A 20766-nucleotide genomic window follows, 5' to 3' on the forward strand; every position below is an offset into this window, starting at 1 on the left:
GTGCGCCGCGGCGACGCCCCGAGTGGTGGTGGCCACGCGGCAGGGCGCGGCCGGCCGGAGTGGCCGGGTGCGGTCCCGCGGCAACCTCCGGGTGCGCCGCGGCGACGCCCCGCGCGACAATGACCGGCGATGACTACCTCGCGAAGCGTTCTCGTGCTCGGCTCGACCGGTTCCATCGGCGTGCAGGCCCTCGACGTCGCCGCGCGCAACCCGCACCTGTTCCGGGTGGCCGGGATCGCCGCGGGCGGCGCCGATCCGGCCGCGCTCGCCGCGCAGGCGATCACGCACGGCGTCCAGGCCGTCGCCGTGACCAGGGCCACGGCCGTCGAAGACGTCCAGCTCGCGCTGTACGCCGAGGCGCAGAAGCGCGGGTACGCGCAGGGCGAGTTCAAGCTCCCGAGGCTCTTCGCGGGCTCCGACGCCGTCACCGAGCTGATCGACGCCGTCCCCGTCGACACCGTGCTCAACGCGCTGCCGGGCTCCCGGGGACTCGAGCCCACGCTCAAAGCGCTCGCCACCGGCGCGACGCTGGCCCTGGCCAACAAGGAGTCGCTGATCGCCGGCGGCCCGCTGGTGCTCGCCGCAGCCAAGCCCGGGCAGCTGGTGCCGGTCGACTCCGAGCACTCCGCCATCGCGCAGGCGCTGCGGGCCGGCCGGGAAAACGAGGTCGCGCGGCTCGTCCTGACCGCCTCCGGTGGCCCGTTCCGCGGCCGCAAGCGCGCCGAGCTGGCCGGCGTCACCGTCGAGCAGGCGATGGCGCACCCGACCTGGTCGATGGGCCCGCTGATCACGATCAACTCCGCCACCCTGGTCAACAAGGGCCTGGAGCTGATCGAGGCGGCGCTGCTGTTCGGCATCGCGCCCGACAGGATCGACGTCACCGTGCACCCGCAGTCGATCGTGCACTCAATGGTGACGTTCACCGACGGCTCGACGATCGCCCAGGCCAGCCCGCCCGACATGCGGCTGCCGATCGCGCTCGCGCTGCACTGGCCCGACCGCGTCCCCGGCGCCGCCCCCGCGTGCACCTGGGACAAGGCCGCGACCTGGACGTTCGAGCCGCTGGACGACGACGCCTTCCCGGCCGTCGAGCTGGCCCGGCACTGCGGCACCGCGGGCGGCTGCCTGCCCGCCGTCTACAACGCCGCGAACGAGGAGCTCGTCTCCGCGTTCCTCGCGCAGAACACCAGCTTCACGTCGATAGTGGACACTGTGTCCGAGGTGGTGGGAGCCGCCGACGAATGGCGTCGCGAACCACGCGACGTGGAGGACGTACTCGCGGCCGAGCGCTGGGCTCGGGCGCGGGCCGGTTCGATCATCGAGGGGAAGTAGCGGGTGCTCGCCTACATCATCGGTGTGGTGCTCTTCGCGCTGGGGATCTGCGTCTCCGTCGCCCTGCACGAGGCCGGCCACATGGTCACCGCGAAGGCGTTCGGCATGAAGGTCCGCCGGTACTTCGTGGGCTTCGGGCCCACGGTGTTCTCCTGGCGGCGCGGCGAGACCGAGTACGGGCTGAAGTGGATCCCGCTCGGCGGGTTCTGCGACATCGCCGGCATGACCGCGCTCGACGAAGTCACCCCGGACGAGGCGCCGCGCGCGATGTGGCGGTTCAAGACCTGGAAGCGGACCGTCGTGATGTCGGCCGGGTCGATCACCCACTTCATCGTGGGTTTCGTGGTGCTGTACCTGATGGCCGTGACCATGGGCCTGCCGAGCCTGGCGGCCGCCGAACCGACCCAGCCGGTGCTGTCCTCGACCTCCTGTGCCGTCTCGACCACGTCGAAGGAGCAGGCCGAGGCCCAGGCCAAGAACCCGACCTGCCCGCCGGGCGCGCCGACCCCGGCCGCGACGGCCGGGCTGCGGCCCGGCGACAAGGTGCTCGCCGTTGGCGGCAAGCCGGTCGCGACCTGGGAGGAGATGCTCACCGCCGTCCAGGCCACCAGTGGCCGGACGGTGTTCGAGGTGCAGCGCGGCGGCCAGCAGCTGTGGCTCGTCGTCGACGTGCCGAAGGTGCAGCGCTGGAACGGCTCCGCCGTCAAGGAGGTCGGCATGATCGGCGCTTCGCCGAAGCTGCCGCCGCTGACCACGCAGTACGGCCCGGTCGCCGCGATCGGCGCCACGTTCAGCTTCACCGGCACGATGTTCGCCGAGACGGCCCAGCGGCTCGTCCAGTTCCCGCAGCGCATCCCGGCCGTGGTCACCGCGATCTTCGGCGGCGAGCGCGACCCGAACACCCCGGTCAGCGTCGTCGGCGCGAGCCGGATCGGCGGCGAGGCCGTCGAGCAGGGCATCTGGGTGCTGTTCTTCTTCCTGCTGGCCAGCCTGAACTTCTTCATCGGCGTGTTCAACCTGCTGCCGCTGCTGCCGCTGGACGGCGGGCACATCGCGGTGGTCTGGTACGAGCGCGTCCGCGACTGGATCCGCGGCCTGCGCGGCAAGGCGGCCGGCGGTCCGGTCGACTACACGAGGCTGTCCGGGATCACGATGGCCCTGGTGCTGGTCGGCGGCGCGGTGACGCTACTCACGGTGACGGCCGACATCGTCAATCCCATCCGGATCGCGCCGTAGTTCCCCGGAGGGGTGGCGGCCCGGCCGGGGCCGCTCACCCCGGCCGTAACGTTGCTCACCGTGACGGTTGACATGGTGAAGCCCGCCCAGTAGGGGTAGGTACGCTGGAAGCCGTGACCGTCGCACTCGGTATGCCCGCCCTGCCCCCGCCCGTTCTCTCCGAGCGCCGCAAGACCCGCCAGCTGCACGTGGGTGCGGTCGGCGTCGGCAGCGACTTCCCGATCTCCGTCCAGTCGATGACGACGACGCTCACCTCCGACGTCAACGCGACCCTGCAGCAGATCGCCGAGCTGACCGCCGCGGGCTGCGACATCGTCCGCGTGGCGTGCCCGTCGGCCGACGACGCCGAGGCGCTGCCCGCGATCGCGCGCAAGTCGCAGATCCCGGTCATCGCGGACATCCACTTCCAGCCGAAGTACGTCTTCGCCGCGATCGAGGCCGGCTGCGCCGCGGTGCGCGTGAACCCGGGCAACATCCGGAAGTTCGACGACCAGGTCAAGGAGATCGCGCAGGCCGCCAAGGACCACGGCACGCCGATCCGGATCGGCGTCAACGCCGGCTCGCTCGACAAGCGGATCATGGACAAGTACGGCAAGGCGACGCCGGAGGCGCTGGCCGAGTCGGCGCTGTGGGAGGCGTCGCTGTTCGCCGAGCACGACTTCCACGACATCAAGATCTCGGTGAAGCACAACGATCCGGTGGTCATGGTGCGCGCCTACGAGATCCTCGCCGAGCAGTGCGACTACCCGCTGCACCTCGGCGTCACCGAGGCCGGCCCGGCGTTCCAGGGCACGATCAAGTCCGCCGTCGCGTTCGGCGCGCTGCTGCGCCAGGGCATCGGCGACACGATCCGCGTGTCGCTGTCCGCGCCGCCGGTCGAAGAGGTCAAGGTCGGCACCCAGATCCTGCAGTCGCTGAACCTGCGGCCGCGCAAGCTGGAGATCGTGTCGTGCCCGTCGTGCGGCCGGGCGCAGGTGGACGTCTACACACTCGCTGAGCAGGTCACGGCCGGGCTCGAAGGCATGGAGATCCCGCTGCGCGTGGCCGTCATGGGCTGCGTCGTCAACGGCCCGGGCGAGGCCCGCGAGGCCGACCTCGGCGTCGCCTCCGGCAACGGCAAGGGCCAGATCTTCGTCAAGGGCGAGGTCATCAAGACCGTGCCCGAACACGCCATCGTCGAGACGCTCATCGAAGAGGCCATGCGCATCGCCGAAGAGGCGGGCGAGACCCTCGGCGAGGGTGCGCCGGTGGTCACCGCCGGCTGATCTCAGGGGGGTCCGGGTGGCGAAGCCCCCGGCCCGGGGCGGAGCCCCGGATGTCACAGCTGACCTGCTCTCGGACGACGCTCTGGAGGCGTCGTCCGTGGTGGCCAACCGGGCGATGAACCGCGAGCGCCGGTTGGCCGGTCGCGACGGCTATTCGCGCGTCCTCGGCTTCGACATCCCGGGCCTGCCGCCCGGCGCGCGCTGGCTCGACCTCTGCTGCGGCAGCGGACGGGCCCTCCTGGACGCGGCCGAAGCGCGGCCGGACCTGGACATCACCGGCGTCGACCTGGTCGGCTACTTCGCGGCCGCCGGACCCGTCCGGCTCGTGACGGCGTCGATCACGACGTGGGAGCCCGCGGACCGGTTCGACCTCGTGACCTGCGTGCACGGGCTCCACTACGTCGGCGACAAGCTGGGCGCGCTGCTGCGGGCGGCGTCCTGGCTGAGCGACGACGGCGTGTTCGTGGCGAACTTCGACATCACGGGCGTCCAGGCGCCGGGCGGGGCTCGCCGGGTCTTGCGGGCGTTGCGCGAAGCGGGCTTCACGTACGACTCGCGAGCGCACCGGATCCGGCGTGACGGTCCCTTCGCGGGCACGCTGCCGTTCCGGTACCTCGGCGCGGACGATCGGGCCGGCCCGAACTACACGGGCCAGCCGGCGGTCCGCTCGCACTACTCAGCCCTGTAGGTGGTGCTGGGCGGCGTCCCGGATCTGCAGGCGGACGTTCTCCAGCGCGGCCGCGACCTCGTCGATCTGCTGCGAAGCGAGCTGGATCGCGCCCTGGATGGCGGTCGCGGTGGACGTCTCCCCGAGCAGGCCGAGTACCTGGGCCTGCAGATCTTCGAGGTCGCTCTTCGTGGCGAGCGCGATGCCGGTCGGCACCTGGTCGGCGAGCAGCTCCAGCTGCTGCGCCTGCTCCTGGATCGTCATCGGGTGGTTCCTTCCGCGGTGGGGACGCACGTCCGTGTTATCAGATCCCGAAACTGGCAGTGACAACCAGGGCTTCGCCCCAGGTCGGGGGCTCCGCCACCCGAACCCCCGAAAACTGTCGGTGGTGACGATTACGCTCGCATCCGTGAGCGTGACCTGGGCCATTCGCGAGCCGCACCCGGTGGTGCGGCCCCTGGTCACGCGCTACGTCGGGTACGCGCAGGACGACGTGACGCTGGCCGTCCACCGCGGTCTGCCGTCGCGGCACGTGACGCTCGTCATCAGCCTCGCCGGGCCGGTGCGGATGGCCGGGCGGAGCCTGCAGGCGCTGGTCGGCGGCCTGCACACGCGCGCGGTGCTGATCCGGCAGGACCGCGTGCAGGAGGGGCTGCAGCTGGAGCTCGACCCGCTGGGCGTGCGGACGCTGTTCGGGGTGACGGCGGCGGAGCTGAGTGGTGAGGTCGGCGACTTGGCGGACTTCGGGCTGGGGTCCCTGCCGGAGCGGCTGGCCGCGCTGCCGACGTGGCGCGAACGGTTCGCGCTGCTCGACGACGTCCTGGCCGCCCGGGCCGTCGAGCCGGTGGCCCCGCCGCCCGAGCTGGGGGAGGCGTGGCGCCGGCTGCGGGGTGCGGACGGGCAGGTGCGCGTCGCGGAGCTGGCGGACGAGGTCGGCTGGAGCCGCCGGCACCTGGGCGAGCGGTTCCGCGCGGAGCTCGGGCTGCCGCCCAAGCAGGTGGCGCGGGTGCTGCGGTTCGAACGGGCCGGGCGGCTGCTGCGCCGCGGGCACGCGGACCTGGCGTCGCTGGCGGTGGAGTGCGGGTTCTACGACCAGGCGCACCTGACGAACGAGTGGCGGGCGCTGGCGGGCTGCACACCGGGCACGTGGATCGCGGAGGAGCTCCCGTTCCTCCAAGACCAGGAGGCGGAGGTGGCGCGAAGCTGACGGCATGACACCTGAACCGAACGTGTGGCCCGCCCTGCGCTACGACGACGCCCCGGCGGCGATCCGCTTCCTCGTCGACGTCCTCGGCTTCACCGAAGCCCTGGTGGTGCCCGAAGGCGACCTGGTGGCCCACGCGGAGCTGCGCTGGCCGGAAGGCGGCGCGGTGATGCTGGGCAGCGTCCGCCCACCGGACGGCATCCACGACACGATGAAGCCGGGCACAGCGGCGGTGTACGTGGTGTCTGACCGCGTGGACGAGGTGTACGGGCGCGTGCGGGCGGCCGGAGCCGAGATCACGGCGGAGCTGACGGACACCGAGTACGGCTCCCACACGTTCAGCCTGCGCGACCCGGAGGGCAACGCCTGGACGATCGGGACCTACCGCGGCGCAGCCTGACGCGCCCGGCCGATGGCTCGCGGTCGGCGGCCGATCAGAGCGGGTGCCGACCGCGCGGCTTCGTGCCTACTGCACCGGCCGCTCGAAGGTCACCAGCAACCCGTCGACCCCGCCGGGCCCGACCCGCCCCTTCACCTCCGTGGCCGTGATCGCCTTCAGCTGCCAGCCGTCCTCGGCGTGGTCGTTGAGCAGCTTCTCGAGCTTCCCGCCGGACATCTTGCCGCCGAGGAGCTTCTCCCGGACTTCGACCACCTTGTACGTGTACCGCTGCATGCGCTCCATCCTGCCCCCGGCCCGACCTGGGCGCTTCATCTCACCGTGTCGACAACCTCGCGTTCCGTTTACCGGCCGGATCTGGCACCCTGGAGCTCGTGTTGCGGCTTGCAGGTGCACGGCTGCTCGATGATCGGGACTATCCGGCGGTCCGTGCCGCTCTGGCCGCGGATCCCGTGGGCAGCTGCATGGTCAGCGCCCGGGTCGAGGCTGCCGGTCTCGACCCGTGGCGGCTCGGTGGTGAGCTCTGGGCCGCCGACAGCCGTCCGGTGCGCGCCGGGCGGCTCCAAGGGCTGTGCTTCTCCGGGCCCAACCTCATCCCGCTCAAGGGCAACGCCCCCGCCCTGCGCTCCTTCGCCGACCGCGCCCTGCGGCGGCAACGCACCTGTTCGTCCCTCGTCGGGCCGGCCGAGCAGGTCCTCGGCCTGTGGGACGAGCTCGAAGACGAGTGGGGCCCGGCCCGCGAAGTCCGCGACGACCAGCCGCTGATGGCACTCGACAGCACCCCGCTCGTGGCCGCCGACCCGCAGGTCCGGCCCGTCCGGCCGGACGAGCTCGAGCGGTACCTGCCCGCGGCCGTCGCGATGTTCATCGAGGAGGTCGGCGTCGATCCGCGCAGCGGTGACGGCGGGGCCAGCTACCGGGCCCGCGTCACCGAGCTCATCGGCGCCGGGCGCGCGTTCGCCCGCTTCGAGAACGGCGAGGTCGTCTTCAAGGCCGAGATCGGGGCCATGTCGGCGACCGTCGGGCAGATCCAGGGCGTCTGGGTGCACCCCGGGCGCCGGGGCGACGGGCTCGGCACCGCCGGCACCGCCGCGGTGGTGAACCGGCTCGTCCGCGGCCTCGGCCGCACCGCCAGCCTGTACGTCAACGCCTTCAACACCCCGGCCCTCGCGGCCTACCGCAAGATCGGCTTCAAGCAAGTCGGCCAGTACGCGACGGTGCTGTTCTAACCACTCTTCCGTGGCGGTGTTGCACGGCCGCTGCAGCGCTCTGACCAGGCATCATCCGGCCATGAGTGCACGTCGGCGCCGCAGTGCGCTCGCGGTGGTGCTGCTCGCCGTCGCGGCCACGGCCGGGTGCTCGGGCGACGGGCCCGAGGACGCCCTCTCCGCCTTCCTGGACGCCGTCGCGTCCGGGGACGTCGCCGCCGCGGCGGCGAACACCGACTCGCCCGACGCCGCGAAGACCGTGCTGAGCCAGGTCCGCGGCGTGCTCGACCCGGAATCGCTCGACGTCGACGACGAAGAGGTCAAGCAACCCGACGGCGACGTCGTGACCGCCGGCTACCGGCTCACCTGGCACCTGCCGCACGGCCGCACCTGGTCCTACCGCGCCGACGCCCAGCTGCGGTCGGCCGAGAACGGCTGGCAGGTGCACTGGCAGCCGACGGTCGTGCACCCGCAGCTGGCCGTCGGCCAGACCCTGGGCATGCTGCCGCAGCTGCCGGAGACGGCGCCGGTGCTCGACCGCGACGGCGTGCCGCTGATGCGCCCGCAGACCGTGATCGGCGTGGTCGTCGACCCGCAGAAGACCGGCAACGCGAGCGCCGTCGCCGGCTCGCTCGCCAAGGCGCTGCACCGGTACGAGCCGTCGGTCACCGGCCGGTCCGTGCTGGACGGGATGAGCAGGACCAAGCCCGGCGACGCCTACCCGGTGATCACCCTGCGCGCCGGGGACTACCAGCGCGTCAAGCCGGTGATCTACGACCTGCCCGGCGTCCGGTTCGCCAGCCAGGAGCGGCTGCTGCCGGTCACCCGCGGGTCCGGGCAGCAGGTGCTGCCGGGCATCCGCACGCTGGTCGAGCAGCAGCTTGCCGGCGCGGCGGGCTGGCGGATCGTCACCCGCGACGTCACCGGGGGCGAGGTCTCGGAGCTCAAGGCCGAGCCGCCGCGGGTCGCCCCCGCCGTCACGAGCACGCTGAGCACGAGGATCCAGGCCGCCGCCGAAAAGGCCCTCGAAACCGAGCCGTCGTCCGCCGCGCTGGTCGCGATCCAGCCGTCGAGCGGGGACATCCTCGCCGTGGCGCAGAACGACGCCGCCGACGAGGAGGGCTCGCTGGCCCTGTCCGGGCGGTACCCGCCGGGGTCGACGTTCAAGATCGTCACGGCGGCGGCCGCGCTGGCCACCGGTGACGTCGACGCCGGCACTCCCGTCGACTGCCCCGGTGCCACGGCGATCGAGAACCGGGTCGTGCCCAACGAAGGCCACTTCGACCTGGGCCGGGTGCCGCTGAAGACGGCGTTCGCGCGGTCCTGCAACACGACCTTCGCCCGGCTCGCCGCCGGCCTGCCGGCGCCGGCGCTGACCGACACCGCCCGCTCGTTCGGGATCGGCGCCGACTTCGTGGTCCCCGGCCTGACCACGGTCACCGGCGACGTCCCGGCCAGCGATTCGGCCGTCCAGCGCGCCGAGAACGGCTTCGGCCAGGGCCGGGTGGTGGCCAGCCCGTTCGGCATGGCGCTGGCCGCGGCCACCGTGCAGGCCGGGAAGGCGCCGACGCCGTCGATCGTCAAGGGGCTGCCGTCGAGCGCGCAGAACGTCGGCGACCCACCATCGGGGGAGGTGCTCGACGCGCTGCGCGGGATGATGCGCGAGGTCGTCACGGCGGGCACCGCGACCGGGCTGCGGGACATCCCCGACGTCGCGGGCAAGACCGGCACCGCCCAGTTCGGCGACGGCTCGCACTCGCACGGCTGGTTCGTCGGCTACCGCGGCGACCTGGCGTTCGCCGTGCTCCTGACCGACGCCGGGTCGTCGAAGCCGGCGGTGCAGGCCGCGCACCGGTTCCTGGCGGGGATCGGCTGAGCGGGCCGTCGTAAGGTGGAGGCATGTCCGTTCGTGCCCCGCTCGTTCCCGGCGTCCAGACGCCGCGCCGTGACGTCCCCAGTTCCATCGCCCGTCCCGAGTACGTGGACAAGCCGGCGCCGAAGCGGGACACCGGCAACGGCGTGCGCACGCCCGAGGTGATCGAGGCGATGCGGGTCGCGAGCCGCATCGCGGCCCAGGCGCTGGAGGAGGGCGGCAAGGCCGTCAAGCCGGGCGCCACCACGGACGACATCGACAAGGTGGTGCACGAGTTCCTGCTCGACCACCACGCCTACCCCTCGACGCTGGGCTACCGCCGGTTCCCGAAGTCGTGCTGCACCTCGCTCAACGAGGTCATCTGCCACGGCATCCCGGACTCGACGGTGATCGAGGACGGCGACATCTGCAACATCGACGTCACCGCCTACATCGGCGGCGTCCACGGCGACACGAACGCGACGTTCCTGGCCGGCGACGTCTCCGAGGAGGCACGCCTGCTGGTCGAGCGCACCCGCGAGGCGACCATGCGGGCGATCAAGGCGGTCCGGCCGGGCCGGCAGCTGAACGTGATCGGCCGGGTCATCGAGTCCTACGCCAAGCGCTTCGGCTACGGCGTGGTCCGCGACTTCACCGGCCACGGCGTCGGCCCGGCGTTCCACACGCCGCCGACGATCCTGCACTACGAAGAGCCCTCCGTCGACACGATCATCGAGGAGGGCATGACCTTCACGATCGAGCCGATGATCACCCTGGGCACCATCGACTACGACATCTGGGCCGACGACTGGACCGTCACCACGAAGGACAAGAAGTGGACGGCCCAGTTCGAGCACACCCTCGTGGTGACGGCCGACGGCAGCGAGATCCTCACGCTGCCCTGAGTCGTCAGCTGCTGGTCGCCTTCTGGTAGCAGCGCACCGAAAGTGGCACGAAGACCGCCAGCAGCACGGCGATCCACAGCACCGAAGCCAGGAGCGCGTGCTGCATCGGCCAGACGTCGCGCGGCGGGAGGGCCGCGCTCGTGTTGCCGAACAGCTCCCGCGCCGCCTGCGTGACCGCCGAGACCGGGTTCCAGTCCGCGATCACGCGCAGCGGGCCGGGCAGCCGTCCGCTGTCGACGAACGTGTTGGCCAGGAACGTCAGCGGGAAGACCACCACCATCGAGACGTTGTTGAACACCTCGGGCTTGCGCACGGCCAGGCCGAGCGCACCCATCACCCACGACAGCGCGTAGGAGAACGCCAGCAGCAGGACGATCCCGCCCAGTGCCTCGAGGACGCCGGTGTGGATGCGCCAGCCGACCAGCAGCCCGACCAGGCCCATGATGAGCAGGCTCGCCGTGCTGAGGATGAGGTCGGCGGTGGTCCGCCCGATCAGCACCGCGGCCGGGGACATGGGCAGCGAGCGGAACCGGTCGATGATGCCCTTCTGCAGGTCGTCGGTCAGCCCGTAGCCGGTGACGATGCCGCCCATCGCCACCGCGAGGGTGAAGATCCCCGGCAGCATGAACTCGCGGTAGGACAGGCCGGGGATGTCGATCACGCTGCCGAAGACGTACCCGAACAGCAGCACGAACATCACCGGCGTGAACACGAGTGACCCGAGCAGGTCCAGCGACCGGAAGATCTTGATCGAGTTGCGCTTGGCGACCGTCACACCGTCGGTCACGGCCATCTGCACCGCGTTCATCACACGGCCTCCTTCGCGGGTTCGGCCGTCTCGTGGCCGGTCAGGGACAGGAAAACGTCGTCGAGGGTGGGACGGCGGACACCGACGTCGCGGACGTCGACGCCTTCCGCCGCGAGCCGGGCGAGGGCTTCGGTAAGCGCTTTCGCGCCGTGGGTCACGGGCACGGTGAGCCGGAACGCCTCGGTCTGCGGCTCGCCACTGGCCAGCCCGGCCAGCGCCCGCCGGGCCGCGAGCACGTCGTCGTGCGTGCCCACGGTCAGCTCGATCCGCTCGCCGCCGACGAGGTCCTTGAGCTCGTCGGCGGTGCCGCGGGCGATCACCCGGCCGTGGTCGACGACGGCGATGCTGTCGGCCAGCCGGTCGGCCTCCTCCAAGTACTGCGTGGTCAGCAGCAGCGTCGTGCCGCCGGCGACCAGCTCCGTGATGACGTCCCACAGCTCGGCGCGGGCCCGCGGGTCGAGCCCGGTCGTCGGTTCGTCGAGGAACAGCACCGGCGGATTCGCCACGAGCGCGCCGGCCAGGTCGAGCCGGCGGCGCATGCCGCCGGAGTAGCCCTTCATCGGACGGTCGGCGGCTTCCGCCAGGCTGAACCGCGCCAGCAGCTCCCGGCCGCGCGCCTTCGCCCGCTTGGTGCCCAGGTGGTAGAGCCTGCCGACCATTTCGAGGTTCTCGGCCCCGGTCAGTTCCTGGTCGACGGCGGCGTACTGACCCGACGCGCCGATGTGCGACCGCAGCTCGTGCGCGTCCTTCACCACGTCGAACCCGGCGACCGTCGCCCGGCCGGCGTCCGGCTTCTGCAGCGTCGTCAGGATCTGGACGGTGGTGGTCTTCCCGGCGCCGTTCGGCCCGAGCACGCCGAGCACGGTGCCCTCGGGCACGCGCAGCGACATCCCGTCGAGCGCGGTGACGGCGCCGTACTTCTTGACCAGTCCCTCGGCCACGATGGCGTCCGGCATGGATTTTCCCCTGTCTGTGCGGAGTTTCAGGCCCGGCGGATGACGATGTCGCCGGTGTAGGTGTGGGCTTTGACCTCGACCGTCTCGGTGGTGCCGCCCGGCCCGTCGGACGGGGTGAGCGTGTTGCGCACGGATCCGGTCAGGGAGTTGAGCTCGAGCCAGGCGGCGCTGCCTTCGCGGACGCCGACCTCGATCTCGCCGACGGCGGTCTCCAGGACGACCCGGTCGCGGATGACCTCGCCGATCCGGATGTCGCCGGCGGCGGTCTTGGCGTCGACGCCGGCGTGGGCGACGTCGACGTGGATGTCGCCGCTGGCGGTGCCGACGCGCAGGTCGCCGGTCACCTCGCCGACGCGGGTCTCGCCGTTGGAGTTCTTCAGCACCGCGGTGCCGTCGATCTCGCGCAGCCGCAGCTCGCCGGAGCCGGTGTGGACCTCGGCGTGCCCGGTGGCGCGGTCGACGAAGACGTCGCCGGTCGCGGTGCTCGCTTCGAGCCGCGCGGTCTCGCCGAGGTGGATGTCGCCGACGGAGGTCTTGACGCGGCTGTCGCCGAGGCGCCCGTCGATCCGGTAGTCGCCCATCGCGGACGTGGCCCGGATCCGCGAGCCGGCCGGGAGCTCGATCGTGACGCGCAGCGAGCCCGCCTTGCCGAACAGCTTGGTGGTGTACTTCGGGCCCTTGACCAGCAGGTCGTCGCCGGCGAACTCGACGCGGGTCTTGGCCGCGGCCTTGACGTCCTCGGTGTCGCCCGGGTCGGCCGGTTCGACCTCGACGGTGGTTTCGGCGCGGTCGCCGGCGATGACCCGCACGTCGGCGACGCTGACGTCGATCGTGGCCGTGATCGGCTCGGGGGTGGCGAAAACAGGCATGGCTGCGCCCTCCTGGGGTGCTGGAAGTGGATCTCCGCAGGTCGGAGACGGGGCAGGGAACGAGCGGGGTTACTGGACCCAGCCGGTGTACTTCTCGCCGAACACCGACCGGCGGTGGCCCGCGTGGCTCCGGTCGGGACCGAGCGCGGCGGAGGCGGCCCGGACGAGCCAGGCGTTGGTCGAGAGCCGTTCCCGGCTCGCCGCCTCCTCGACCCGCTGCTTGAGCTGTTCGGGCAACCGCAGGTTGATGCGCGAGACGGCGCCGTCCTCCACCTCGGGCGGCGGCGGTGCCTCCTGCGGGGCCGGTTCGGGCGCCGCAGGCAGCGAAACGGCGAACTCGGCTTCCCTGCGGCGCAGGCGCACTTCGACGGAGCCGGGCGCGAGGTCGCGGGTGATCTCGTCGGCCGCGGTCGAAAGGGCGTCGAGCAAGGTCAGCCGGATCGCCGACTCGAGCGGCGCGGTGAGCCGCTCGGCGAGGGCGACGGCGTCCTCGCCCGCCGCCTCGGCGGCGACCGCGAGCTCCCGGCGGAGTTCGTCCACGAAGGGCGTCAGGTCCATGGCACAACTATGGCGCTACGGTGGCACCACGACAACCCTGAAATGGCACCCTTAGGGGTCGACGGTGGTGTCATTCGGGCAGAAGGCGCAAGTCAGGGGCGTTCGACGCGGGCCAGCAGCTCGTCGAGGAAGCCGCACGCCTCGGCGGCGGCACGGTCCGGATCGCGATCCGCGATGGCTTCGGCAAGACCCTCGTGGCCGATCTCGGGCATGTGGTCCGCGCCCGGCGTGATGCTGGCCGTCGCCGCGACGCTGGCCGTGATGACCTCCGTCAGCCCGCGGTAGAGCTCGGACAGCAGCGTGTTGTGCCCGGCGCGGACGACGGCGTAGTGGAACTCCGCGTCCGTGCGGGCGAAGTCCTGCCAGCGACCCGCGCGCAGGTCGGTCTCGCGGCGAGCGAGCAGGGCGTGCAGCTCGGCGACCTCGTCCTCGGTCCGCTCGACGGCCGCGAGCCGGGCGCCTTCGACCTCGAGGGTGCGCCGGACCTGGAGGACTTCGCGCAGTTCCGTGCCGCAGAGCCGGCGGATCGCGCCGGACACCTCGCTGGTGGCGCGGACGTAGGTGCCGTCGCCCTGCCGGACCTCCAGGAGCCCGGTGTGCGCGAGCGCGCGGACGGCTTCGCGGACGGTGTTGCGCCCGACGCCGAGCTGCTCGACCAGCTCGGTCTCGGTGGGGATGCGTTCGCCGATCGGCCACTCGCCCTGCGTGACCGCGGTCCGCAGCTGCTCGATGACCTGGTCGACGAGGCCGGCCCGGCGCGTGGTGGCCAGAGGCACAGGATTATCCCTTCATCCAATCATCCTACGTATGCGATAGTAGCGGGCATGCGCGTCGAACACCGTGAACTCGAACTGGACGGTGCCGTGGAGGTCCGGACGCCGGGCGTGGTCGCCGCCGGGGCGCTGCTCACGGTCGCCGTGGTGCTCACCGCCCTGAACCTGCGTCCGGCCATCACCGGCGTCGGGCCCATGCTCGCCGAAATGCGCGCGGACCTGGGCACGTCCGTCGTCTGGGCCGGGGTGCTCACGACGTTGCCGACACTCTGCTTCGCCGGCGCCGGGCTGGCCGCGCCGCTGCTCGCGCGCCGGGCCGGGGTCGGCGCGGCCATCGCGATCGCGCTGGCCGCCCTCGCCGCCGGGCTGGTGCTGCGCGTGCTCGACGGCCCGGCCGTGGTGCTCGGCGGCACGCTCGTCGCGACGGCCGGGATCGCCCTGGTCAACGTGCTCATCCCGGTCGTCATCAAGGACTCGTTCCCGGCCCGCATCGGCGTGCTGACCGGCGTCTACACCGCGGCGCTGCAGGGTGGCGGCGCCCTCGGGTCGGCGGTGACACCACGGCTCGGCGACGCCCTCGGCGGCTGGCGCCCGGCTCTGGGCGGCTGGGCGGTGCTCGCCGTCGTCGCGCTGCTGGCCTGGCTGCTCGCCGCCCGCGGCACCGGCCGGGTCCCGCGCCCCGCGGACGGCGCCGAGGGCGGCCGTTCGCTGCTGGGCAACCGGCTGGCCTGGATCGTCACGGCCTTCTTCGGCCTGCAGGCGTTCTACGCCTACGCGGCGATGGGCTGGTTCCCGCAGGTGCTGATGGACGCGGGTGTGCCGCGCGACGACGCCGGGCTGCTGTTCGGCCTGGTTTCGCTCATCGCCGTGCCGATCAGCCTCGTCGTGGCACCGATGGCGGCCCGGCGGCGCGGCCAGAGCCCGTGGATCGTAGGTCTGAGCGTGTTCGGCGTCGCCGGAACCGCCGGGCTGATGCTCGCGCCGTCGTGGTCGCCCCTGCTCTGGAGCATCCTCGTCGGGCTGGGGATGAGCGTGTTCTCCCTCGGCCTGACGGTGATCGCGCTGCGCGCGCGGACCGGCGCGGACACCGCCCGGCTTTCGGGCATGGCGCAGGGCTTCGGCTACCTGTTCGCCGCGCTCGGGCCGTTCCTGTTCGGCCTGCTGCACGACGTGGCCGGCGGCTGGACGGTCCCGCTGGGCATGCTGCTCGCCCTGCTCGGCGTCCAGATGGTGTTCGGCGCCCTCGCCGGCCGCCACCGTTTCGTCTGACCCGCGTCAGTCCAGGGGCAGGTTGAGCAGCGCGTTCTCGACCAGCTCCGGCATCGCGGGGTGGATCCAGTACTGGCCGCGCGCCATGCTCCGCGCGTCGAGGCCGAAGCTCATCGCCTGGATGAGCGGCTGGATCACCGAGGACGCCTGCGGGCCGATGATGTGCGCGCCGAGCAGCTGCCCGGTCGCCGGGTCGGCCAGGAGCTTCGCGAAGCCCGTCGTGTCCTCCATCGCCCAGCCGTAGGCGATTCCGGCGTAGTCCTGCTTCGAGACCACAAAGGACACACCGAGTTCGCGGGCCTTCTGCTCGGTCAGCCCGACCGACGCGACCTGCGGGTGGGTGAAGACGGCGTGTGGCACGAACCGGTGGTCGGCGGTGATCCGCTCGTCCGGGTGCAGCAGATTGTGCTGCACCACCCGGGCTTCGTGGTTCGCGACGTGCTTCAGCTCGTGCGGGGACGACAGGTCGCCGAGCGCGTAGATGCCCTCGACCGCGGTCTGCTGGTAGTCGTCGACCACGACGTGCCCACTGTCCATTGTGGTCACACCGGTGGCGGCGACGTCGAGGAGGTCGGAGTTCGGCCTGCGGCCGGTGGCGATCAGCAGGACGTCGCCCTCGGCGGTTTCCGCGCCCTGCGGTCCTTCGAGGTCGAGCGCGACGCCGTTTTCGGTCTTGCGGACCCGGACGGTCTTGCGGTCCAGGCGGACGTCGAACCGTTCGGCGGCCAGCTCGGTGAAGCGCGCGCTGACGTCCTCGTCCTCCGAGCGCAGCAGCCGCCCGGAGCGGTTGACCAGCGTCACCCGCACGCCGAGGGAAGCGAAGACGTGCGCGAACTCGGCCGCGATGTAGCCGCCGCCGAGGATGACGATGCGCTCCGGCAGCTCGTCGAGCCGCATCACGGTGTCGGACGTGTGGTATCCGACCGAGTCCAGGCCCGGGATCTCCGGGATGACCGGGCGGCCGCCCGCGGCGAGCACGAACTCGTCGGCGGTCAGCACCTCGTCGGGACGTCCGTCGGCGAAGCTGACGCGCAGTTCCTTGTGGCCGGTGAAGCGGCCGGTGCCCTCGTAGACGTCGACGTTCGCGTTGTCTTCGTGGCTGCGGCGGTACTCCGCGCCGCCTGCGGCGATCGGGTCGATCCGGCCGAAGATGCGGTCACGGATGTCGCGCCAGCGCACGCCCTTCAGCTCTTCGTCGACGCCGTACTTGGCGCTGTGCGAAGGCGCGTACGCGACGTCGGCGGCGTACACGAACATCTTCGTCGGGATGCAGCCGACGTTGAGGCAGGTGCCGCCGAAGGTGCCCTTCTCCACGATCGCCGTCTTCTTGCCGGCGAAGGCGGGGCCGAGGATCGAGTTCCCCGATCCCGTCCCGACGATCACCAGGTCGTAGTGGGGCACTGCATCCTCCGCGAGTCCGTGTCCGGTCGGTTCACCCTAGCCAACCGCACCGCGGAGGCCGGTGTTCCCTGTTGTGCTTAACGTCGTATTACGCGGTCAATGGCCGGTGGCGGTGAAGTGCATCCGGTCGGTCGGGCTGTGCCAGTTCCCGCCCCAGCTCCACCCGATCGCCGCGAACGCGCGCACGGTCGCGTCGCCGGCCAGGACCATGCCGGGCCGGCGGCGCGTGCGGTCGACGTACGCCGAGGCCAGCTCGGGCAGCACGAGATCGCCCTGGGTGTAGGGGTTGCAGAACGGGTTGACGTCCACGGCGAGGCCGTAGGCGTGCGCCGACCAGTTCGTCTGCCCGCGCGCCGGGCGGCAGACGAACGCGCTGGTCGAGTTGCCGTCCCCGGTCGGCGGCGCGGTGAGCTCGGCCGGGCCGGTCACGCGCATCTCTTCGAGGGGGAAGCGCGCGGCGAACAGCTGCCCGAAGACCTTCGTGATGCCCGCCGCGCCGGAGGCGTTGACCAGCATCTCGCCGGTGTGCGCGCGGCCGTCGAAGCCCCAGAACGACATCGTCAGGTAGCGGAGGTCGCCGGCCTTGACCGGGCAGCCCGGCTGCCAGGTACTGCGTGCGAGGACCTCCGCGGGCACGGCGCTGACGGTCGCGGCGTACGCGTCGCCGGCCGGCGACGGAAGAAGGTCTTTTGTCGGAAGTGCCCGATTCACCAGTTCGGGTGGCGTCGGTTCGACCCGGCCGAAGCCGTCGGGACGGCGGGGGAGCGGCCGGGCACCCACCTGCCAGGCGACGGTGGGAGTGCTCGACGTCGGCGGCGGCGCCGCGGTCGCGGTGCTCGCCGCGACCGTCGTCGCCGCAGGTGCCGAAGGCGCCGGTGGGGCGGCTTCCGGCGAGCACGCGGTCACGGCGAGGGCCAGGACCGCTCCCGCCGTCGTCGCTCTCCGCCGCATCGAGCCAGCTTGGCAGAAGCGGCCGGTGCGCGCGGAGTCCACCCGTTCCAGTGACACCGTTTTGGGCCCCCTCGGATTAGGGTATTGAGCGCACGTCGTTCACGCACCGGAGTCGTCCGGGTGCTGAGTGCTTTGCTCCGTGCTGTGCCCGAAGAGGAGAACGTCCCATGGCCGTGAAGTTCCGTCGATCCCTGCTGCTCGCGAGCGGCGCGCTCCTCGCGGCCGCCGCGGTCGCCGTCCCGGTCGTGGCCGGCACGGCGGCGGCGGACCCCGGTGCCGCCGGTTCCGGCAACCAGGCGCGGATCGTCGGCGGCAACCAGGCGTCGATCGCCGACCACCCGTACGCGGTGTACCTGACCGACTCGGGCGGCAACCAGTTCTGCGGCGCGGTGATCGTCAGCTCCACGGCGGTCGCGACGGCGGCGCACTGCGCCAAGGCGGTGGCGAAGCAGGACGTCCGCGTGGTGGCCGGCCGCGAGGACAAGCGCACCACCGACGGCCAGGTCCTCGGCGTCTCGAAGGTCTGGGTCAGTGACAGCTACACCGACCCGACGCAGGGCGCCGACATCGCGGTGCTGACCGTCCGCGGCCAGCTCGACTACCGCCCCGCGAAGCTGCCCGGGAGCGATGACAAGCAGGTGTACGCCACGGGCACCCAGGCGACCGTGCTCGGCTGGGGCCGCATCGCCGACGGCGGCGACCGCTCCGACTACCTGCGCAGCGCCCAGGTCCCGCTGGTCTCGGACACCGAATGCCGCTCCGACTACACGGTCTACGACCAGCGGAGCATGGTGTGCGCGGGCTACCGCGACGGCGGTGTCGACGCCTGCCAGGGCGACTCGGGCGGCCCGCTCGTGGTGGGTGACACGCTGATCGGCCTCGTCTCCTTCGGCGACGGCTGCGCGAAGGCGGGCAAGCCGGGCGTCTACACGCGCGTCTCGACGTACGCCGACGACATCAAGGCCCAGTCCAGGTCCGGCCTCCTCGGCTGAGCGTGCTAAGCAGGGGCATGCCGACCCTGCATGACGCGACCGGTCCGGAGCTGACCGCCGCCCAGCTGCACGACATCCTCCGCCTGCGCATCGACGTGTTCGTCGTGGAGCAGAAGGCTGCGTACCCCGAGCTCGACGGCCGTGACCTGCGCCCGGACACGCGTCACCTGTGGTTCGAGGACGCCGGCGGCGTCACGTCCTACCTGCGGGTCCTGCTCGACCCGGACGGCGTCCGCCGCATCGGCCGCGTGGTGACGGCGGCGTCCGCTCGCGGCCAGGGCCTGGCCGCCCGGCTGATGGAGGCGGCGCTCACGGTCCCCGGCGAGTACGTTCTCGACGCCCAGACGTACGTCCAAGGCTTCTACGCGCGCTACGGCTTCGTCGCGGAGGGCGCGGAGTACATCGACGACGACGGGATTCCGCACATCCGCATGCGCCGCCTCCCCGCCTGACGCTTCCTCGACAGGTGTCGAAGTCGGGTCTACTCTTATACGATACGACACCGTATCGTATCGAAAGGAAGGCTCATGCCGGGGCGACCACGCGACGCCGGCCGAGACGTCGCCATTTTCGACGCGACGTTGAAGCTGCTGATCGACGTCGGCTACGACCGGCTGTCGATCGAGGCCGTCGCCGCGGCGGCCGGCGTGGGGAAGGCGACGATCTACCGCCGTTACCCCGGCAAGGCCGCGCTGGTCGCGGCGGCCGTCGACCGCCGCGCGGGCGGGACACCACCCGAGCCGTCGGCCGGCGATCTCCGCGGCGCGCTCCTGGAGATCGTGAGCTGGCTCGCGCGGGAGATCGCCGAGCAGGAAGCCGGGCTGCTCGGCGCGCTTTTCGCCGGGATGCGCGGCGATCCCGACCTCGCCGCGGCGATGCGGCGGATCCTGCACCGCGACCAGGCCGCGATGACCCGGCACCCGCTCCTGGACTCGCGGGGCGCCGTGCTCTTCGCCGAGATCGTCCCAGCGATGCTCGTCCACCGGCTGGTCGTCGCCGGCGAGCCGGGCGACGAGCCCTTCCTCGCGCACCTCGTCGACGACATCCTGCTGCCCCTGCTGAAGGAGGAACCCCCGCGATGATCGTGGTCACCGGCGCGACCGGCGCCCTGAACGGAGCCACCGTCGAGCACCTGCTCACCCGCGTCCCGGCCGCAGAGCTCGGCGTCAGCGTGCGCGACATCGCGAAGGCCCGGTCGTTCGCTGATCGCGGCGTACGGGTGCGGCCCGGCTCCTACGAAGACCCCGCTGCCCTGCGCGCCTCGTTCGAGGGCGCCGACCAGGTGCTGTTGGTGTCGTCCAACGACCCGGCCGCCGACGCCGTCGCCCTGCACCGCACCGCGATCGAGGCTGCCGTCGCCGCCGGCGTCCGGCGGATCCTCTACACCAGCCACCAGAACGTGCGCCCCGACAGCCCGTTCGGCCCGGCTCGGGACCACGCGGCCACCGAGGAGCTGCTCGCCGGCTCCGGAGCCGCCTGGACGTCGTTGCGCAACGGGTTCTACGCCCACAGCCTCGGCTGGCTGCTCGGTCCGTGGCGGGAAACCGGCGAGATCGCCGCGCCCGAAGACGGCCCGGTCTCGTGGACCCACCGCGCGGACGTCGCGGAGGCCGCCGCGGTGATCCTGGCCGGGCAGAGCGTCGACGGTCCCGTCACCCTCACCGCGCCCACCGCCGTCACCTTCGACGACCTCGCCACGATCGCCGCCGCCCGCACGGGCCGCGGGGTCAAGCGCGTGGTCGTCGACGACGAACAGTGGGTCGGCGACCGGATCGCGGCCGGCACGCCTGAAGCCATGGCTCGCATGCTGCTGGCCTTCTTCACCGCCGCGCGGCGGGGCGACTTCGCGGAAACCGGCCCCCGCCTTGGCGAACTCCTCGGCCGGGAACCGCTACCGGTCGCGGACGAGCTGGCCTAGGTGTGATGTCCAGGGACGTTGTCCTGAGTTGAGGTGACCTGGTGGTGGCCTGTCGTGCTGACAGGTGAAGGCCTCCGGATGTGAAGTGGAGCTGTCTAGGAACCGCTTCGCCAGTCCGGAGGCCTTCGTGTCCCACCCTAACGCCACCCTGACTCCACGCACCCGCCTGCGGCTGGCCCGCCTGATCGTCGAAGAGGGCTGGACC

The 20766-nt window shown here is 72.2% G+C and carries 23 protein-coding genes; 14 read left to right on the forward strand and 9 right to left on the reverse strand.

The window, feature by feature from the left end; all coding sequences use genetic code 11:
* Positions 1-129: 129 nt before the first annotated feature.
* The 4 genes from dxr to AB0M93_RS17090 all read left to right on the forward strand — a co-directional run bounded on the left by dxr (position 130) and on the right by AB0M93_RS17090 (position 4521).
* Positions 130-1332, forward strand: a complete 1203-nt coding sequence (gene dxr / locus AB0M93_RS17075; RefSeq protein WP_364274271.1) for a 1-deoxy-D-xylulose-5-phosphate reductoisomerase — start codon at positions 130-132, stop codon at positions 1330-1332.
* Between the two features lie 3 nt (positions 1333-1335).
* Complete coding sequence (locus AB0M93_RS17080; RefSeq protein ID WP_364274274.1) at positions 1336-2568, forward strand: site-2 protease family protein; 1233 nt, start codon at positions 1336-1338, stop codon at positions 2566-2568.
* A 131-nt stretch (positions 2569-2699) separates the two neighbouring features.
* Positions 2700-3833, forward strand: a complete 1134-nt coding sequence (gene ispG, locus AB0M93_RS17085) for a flavodoxin-dependent (E)-4-hydroxy-3-methylbut-2-enyl-diphosphate synthase (RefSeq protein ID WP_364274386.1) — start codon at positions 2700-2702, stop codon at positions 3831-3833.
* 16 nt (positions 3834-3849) lie between these two features.
* Positions 3850-4521, forward strand: a complete 672-nt coding sequence (locus tag AB0M93_RS17090) for a class I SAM-dependent methyltransferase (protein WP_364274277.1) — start codon at positions 3850-3852, stop codon at positions 4519-4521.
* Here AB0M93_RS17090 and AB0M93_RS17095 read toward each other — a convergent pair.
* Entirely contained in the window at positions 4510-4764 is a 255-nt protein-coding gene (locus AB0M93_RS17095; protein ID WP_003057586.1) for a hypothetical protein, read from the reverse strand. The two genes, AB0M93_RS17090 and AB0M93_RS17095, sit on opposite strands and share 12 nt — an antisense overlap.
* A 145-nt stretch (positions 4765-4909) precedes the next feature.
* On the opposite strand from AB0M93_RS17095, the gene AB0M93_RS17100 reads away from it, so the two are divergent.
* A complete protein-coding gene (locus AB0M93_RS17100; protein ID WP_364274280.1) occupies positions 4910-5707 on the forward strand; it encodes an AraC family transcriptional regulator in 798 nt (265 codons plus the stop codon).
* Between the two features lie 4 nt (positions 5708-5711).
* The gene (locus AB0M93_RS17105; protein ID WP_364274283.1) at positions 5712-6104 is read left to right on the forward strand and encodes a VOC family protein; all 393 of its coding nucleotides are present in this window, start codon (positions 5712-5714) and stop codon (positions 6102-6104) included.
* A gap of 66 nt (positions 6105-6170) precedes the next feature.
* On the opposite strand, the gene AB0M93_RS17110 is transcribed toward AB0M93_RS17105, so the two are convergent.
* Entirely contained in the window at positions 6171-6377 is a 207-nt protein-coding gene (locus tag AB0M93_RS17110) for a DUF4177 domain-containing protein (RefSeq protein WP_103353678.1), read from the reverse strand.
* Between the two features lie 98 nt (positions 6378-6475).
* Between AB0M93_RS17110 and AB0M93_RS17115 the strand changes: the two genes are divergently transcribed.
* The 3 genes from AB0M93_RS17115 (at position 6476) to map (ending at position 10066) form a co-directional block, all read left to right on the forward strand.
* Complete coding sequence (locus tag AB0M93_RS17115; protein WP_364274286.1) at positions 6476-7330, forward strand: GNAT family N-acetyltransferase; 855 nt, start codon at positions 6476-6478, stop codon at positions 7328-7330.
* Between the two features lie 61 nt (positions 7331-7391).
* A complete protein-coding gene (locus AB0M93_RS17120) occupies positions 7392-9185 on the forward strand; it encodes a penicillin-binding transpeptidase domain-containing protein (protein WP_364274289.1) in 1794 nt (597 codons plus the stop codon).
* 23 nt (positions 9186-9208) lie between these two features.
* Entirely contained in the window at positions 9209-10066 is an 858-nt protein-coding gene (gene map / locus AB0M93_RS17125) for a type I methionyl aminopeptidase (RefSeq protein ID WP_364274291.1), read from the forward strand.
* A gap of 4 nt (positions 10067-10070) precedes the next feature.
* Here map and AB0M93_RS17130 read toward each other — a convergent pair whose 3' ends face one another.
* From AB0M93_RS17130 to AB0M93_RS17150, 5 genes are all read right to left on the reverse strand, one after another.
* A complete protein-coding gene (locus AB0M93_RS17130; protein WP_364274294.1) occupies positions 10071-10874 on the reverse strand; it encodes an ABC transporter permease in 804 nt (267 codons plus the stop codon).
* Complete coding sequence (locus AB0M93_RS17135) at positions 10874-11830, reverse strand: ATP-binding cassette domain-containing protein (protein ID WP_364274297.1); 957 nt, start codon at positions 11828-11830, stop codon at positions 10874-10876. The genes AB0M93_RS17130 and AB0M93_RS17135 overlap by 1 nt, the downstream gene beginning before the upstream one ends.
* Positions 11831-11856: 26 nt before the next feature.
* A complete protein-coding gene (locus AB0M93_RS17140) occupies positions 11857-12699 on the reverse strand; it encodes a DUF4097 family beta strand repeat-containing protein (protein WP_364274299.1) in 843 nt (280 codons plus the stop codon).
* 69 nt (positions 12700-12768) lie between these two features.
* Positions 12769-13257: a hypothetical protein gene (locus AB0M93_RS17145; RefSeq protein WP_364274302.1), complete on the reverse strand. Its 489-nt coding sequence runs from the start codon at positions 13255-13257 to the stop codon at positions 12769-12771.
* Between the two features lie 92 nt (positions 13258-13349).
* Positions 13350-14033 (reverse strand): FadR/GntR family transcriptional regulator, encoded by a 684-nt coding sequence (locus AB0M93_RS17150; RefSeq protein ID WP_364274305.1) that lies wholly within the window; start codon positions 14031-14033, stop codon positions 13350-13352.
* 48 nt (positions 14034-14081) lie between these two features.
* Here AB0M93_RS17150 and AB0M93_RS17155 point away from each other — a divergent pair, with 48 nt between their 5' ends.
* Positions 14082-15299, forward strand: a complete 1218-nt coding sequence (locus AB0M93_RS17155; RefSeq protein WP_364274308.1) for an MFS transporter — start codon at positions 14082-14084, stop codon at positions 15297-15299.
* Positions 15300-15305: 6 nt separating this feature from the next.
* On the opposite strand, the gene AB0M93_RS17160 is transcribed toward AB0M93_RS17155, so the two are convergent.
* Both AB0M93_RS17160 and AB0M93_RS17165 read right to left on the reverse strand, forming a co-directional pair.
* A complete protein-coding gene (locus AB0M93_RS17160) occupies positions 15306-16700 on the reverse strand; it encodes a mycothione reductase (RefSeq protein WP_364274311.1) in 1395 nt (464 codons plus the stop codon).
* 96 nt (positions 16701-16796) lie between these two features.
* Positions 16797-17651: a M15 family metallopeptidase gene (locus AB0M93_RS17165; RefSeq protein ID WP_364274314.1), complete on the reverse strand. Its 855-nt coding sequence runs from the start codon at positions 17649-17651 to the stop codon at positions 16797-16799.
* Positions 17652-17818: 167 nt separating this feature from the next.
* On the opposite strand from AB0M93_RS17165, the gene AB0M93_RS17170 reads away from it, so the two are divergent.
* The 4 genes from AB0M93_RS17170 (at position 17819) to AB0M93_RS17185 (ending at position 20561) form a co-directional block, all read left to right on the forward strand.
* Complete coding sequence (locus AB0M93_RS17170) at positions 17819-18643, forward strand: serine protease (protein ID WP_364274316.1); 825 nt, start codon at positions 17819-17821, stop codon at positions 18641-18643.
* Positions 18644-18660: 17 nt separating this feature from the next.
* Positions 18661-19095, forward strand: coding sequence for a GNAT family N-acetyltransferase (locus AB0M93_RS17175; protein WP_364274319.1), 435 nt, complete (start codon positions 18661-18663; stop codon positions 19093-19095).
* 75 nt (positions 19096-19170) lie between these two features.
* Complete coding sequence (locus AB0M93_RS17180) at positions 19171-19725, forward strand: TetR family transcriptional regulator (protein WP_364274322.1); 555 nt, start codon at positions 19171-19173, stop codon at positions 19723-19725.
* Entirely contained in the window at positions 19722-20561 is an 840-nt protein-coding gene (locus AB0M93_RS17185; protein WP_364274325.1) for an SDR family oxidoreductase, read from the forward strand. The genes AB0M93_RS17180 and AB0M93_RS17185 overlap by 4 nt, the downstream gene beginning before the upstream one ends.
* Positions 20562-20766: the final 205 nt, after the last annotated feature.

This window comes from Amycolatopsis sp. NPDC051102, from assembly GCF_040682815.1.
GTDB lineage: Bacteria > Actinomycetota > Actinomycetes > Mycobacteriales > Pseudonocardiaceae > Amycolatopsis.

Bases quoted from the DNA above. Each gene is read 5' to 3' on its own strand.
- ispG (WP_364274386.1), top strand. From the start codon at position 2,700: ATGCCCGCCCTGCCCCCGCCCGTTCTCTCCGAGCGCCGCAAGACCCGC.
- map (WP_364274291.1), top strand. From the start codon at position 9,209: ATGTCCGTTCGTGCCCCGCTCGTTCCCGGCGTCCAGACGCCGCGCCGT.
- AB0M93_RS17155 (WP_364274308.1), top strand. From the start codon at position 14,082: ATGCGCGTCGAACACCGTGAACTCGAACTGGACGGTGCCGTGGAGGTC.
- AB0M93_RS17170 (WP_364274316.1), top strand. From the start codon at position 17,819: ATGGCCGTGAAGTTCCGTCGATCCCTGCTGCTCGCGAGCGGCGCGCTC.
- AB0M93_RS17145 (WP_364274302.1), bottom strand. From the start codon at position 13,257: ATGGACCTGACGCCCTTCGTGGACGAACTCCGCCGGGAGCTCGCGGTC.
- AB0M93_RS17095 (WP_003057586.1), bottom strand. From the start codon at position 4,764: ATGACGATCCAGGAGCAGGCGCAGCAGCTGGAGCTGCTCGCCGACCAG.
- AB0M93_RS17185 (WP_364274325.1), top strand. From the start codon at position 19,722: ATGATCGTGGTCACCGGCGCGACCGGCGCCCTGAACGGAGCCACCGTC.
- AB0M93_RS17180 (WP_364274322.1), top strand. From the start codon at position 19,171: ATGCCGGGGCGACCACGCGACGCCGGCCGAGACGTCGCCATTTTCGAC.
- AB0M93_RS17105 (WP_364274283.1), top strand. From the start codon at position 5,712: ATGACACCTGAACCGAACGTGTGGCCCGCCCTGCGCTACGACGACGCC.
- AB0M93_RS17110 (WP_103353678.1), bottom strand. From the start codon at position 6,377: ATGCAGCGGTACACGTACAAGGTGGTCGAAGTCCGGGAGAAGCTCCTC.
- AB0M93_RS17135 (WP_364274297.1), bottom strand. From the start codon at position 11,830: ATGCCGGACGCCATCGTGGCCGAGGGACTGGTCAAGAAGTACGGCGCC.
- AB0M93_RS17140 (WP_364274299.1), bottom strand. From the start codon at position 12,699: ATGCCTGTTTTCGCCACCCCCGAGCCGATCACGGCCACGATCGACGTC.
- dxr (WP_364274271.1), top strand. From the start codon at position 130: ATGACTACCTCGCGAAGCGTTCTCGTGCTCGGCTCGACCGGTTCCATC.
- AB0M93_RS17120 (WP_364274289.1), top strand. From the start codon at position 7,392: ATGAGTGCACGTCGGCGCCGCAGTGCGCTCGCGGTGGTGCTGCTCGCC.
- AB0M93_RS17130 (WP_364274294.1), bottom strand. From the start codon at position 10,874: ATGAACGCGGTGCAGATGGCCGTGACCGACGGTGTGACGGTCGCCAAG.
- AB0M93_RS17175 (WP_364274319.1), top strand. From the start codon at position 18,661: ATGCCGACCCTGCATGACGCGACCGGTCCGGAGCTGACCGCCGCCCAG.
- AB0M93_RS17165 (WP_364274314.1), bottom strand. From the start codon at position 17,651: ATGCGGCGGAGAGCGACGACGGCGGGAGCGGTCCTGGCCCTCGCCGTG.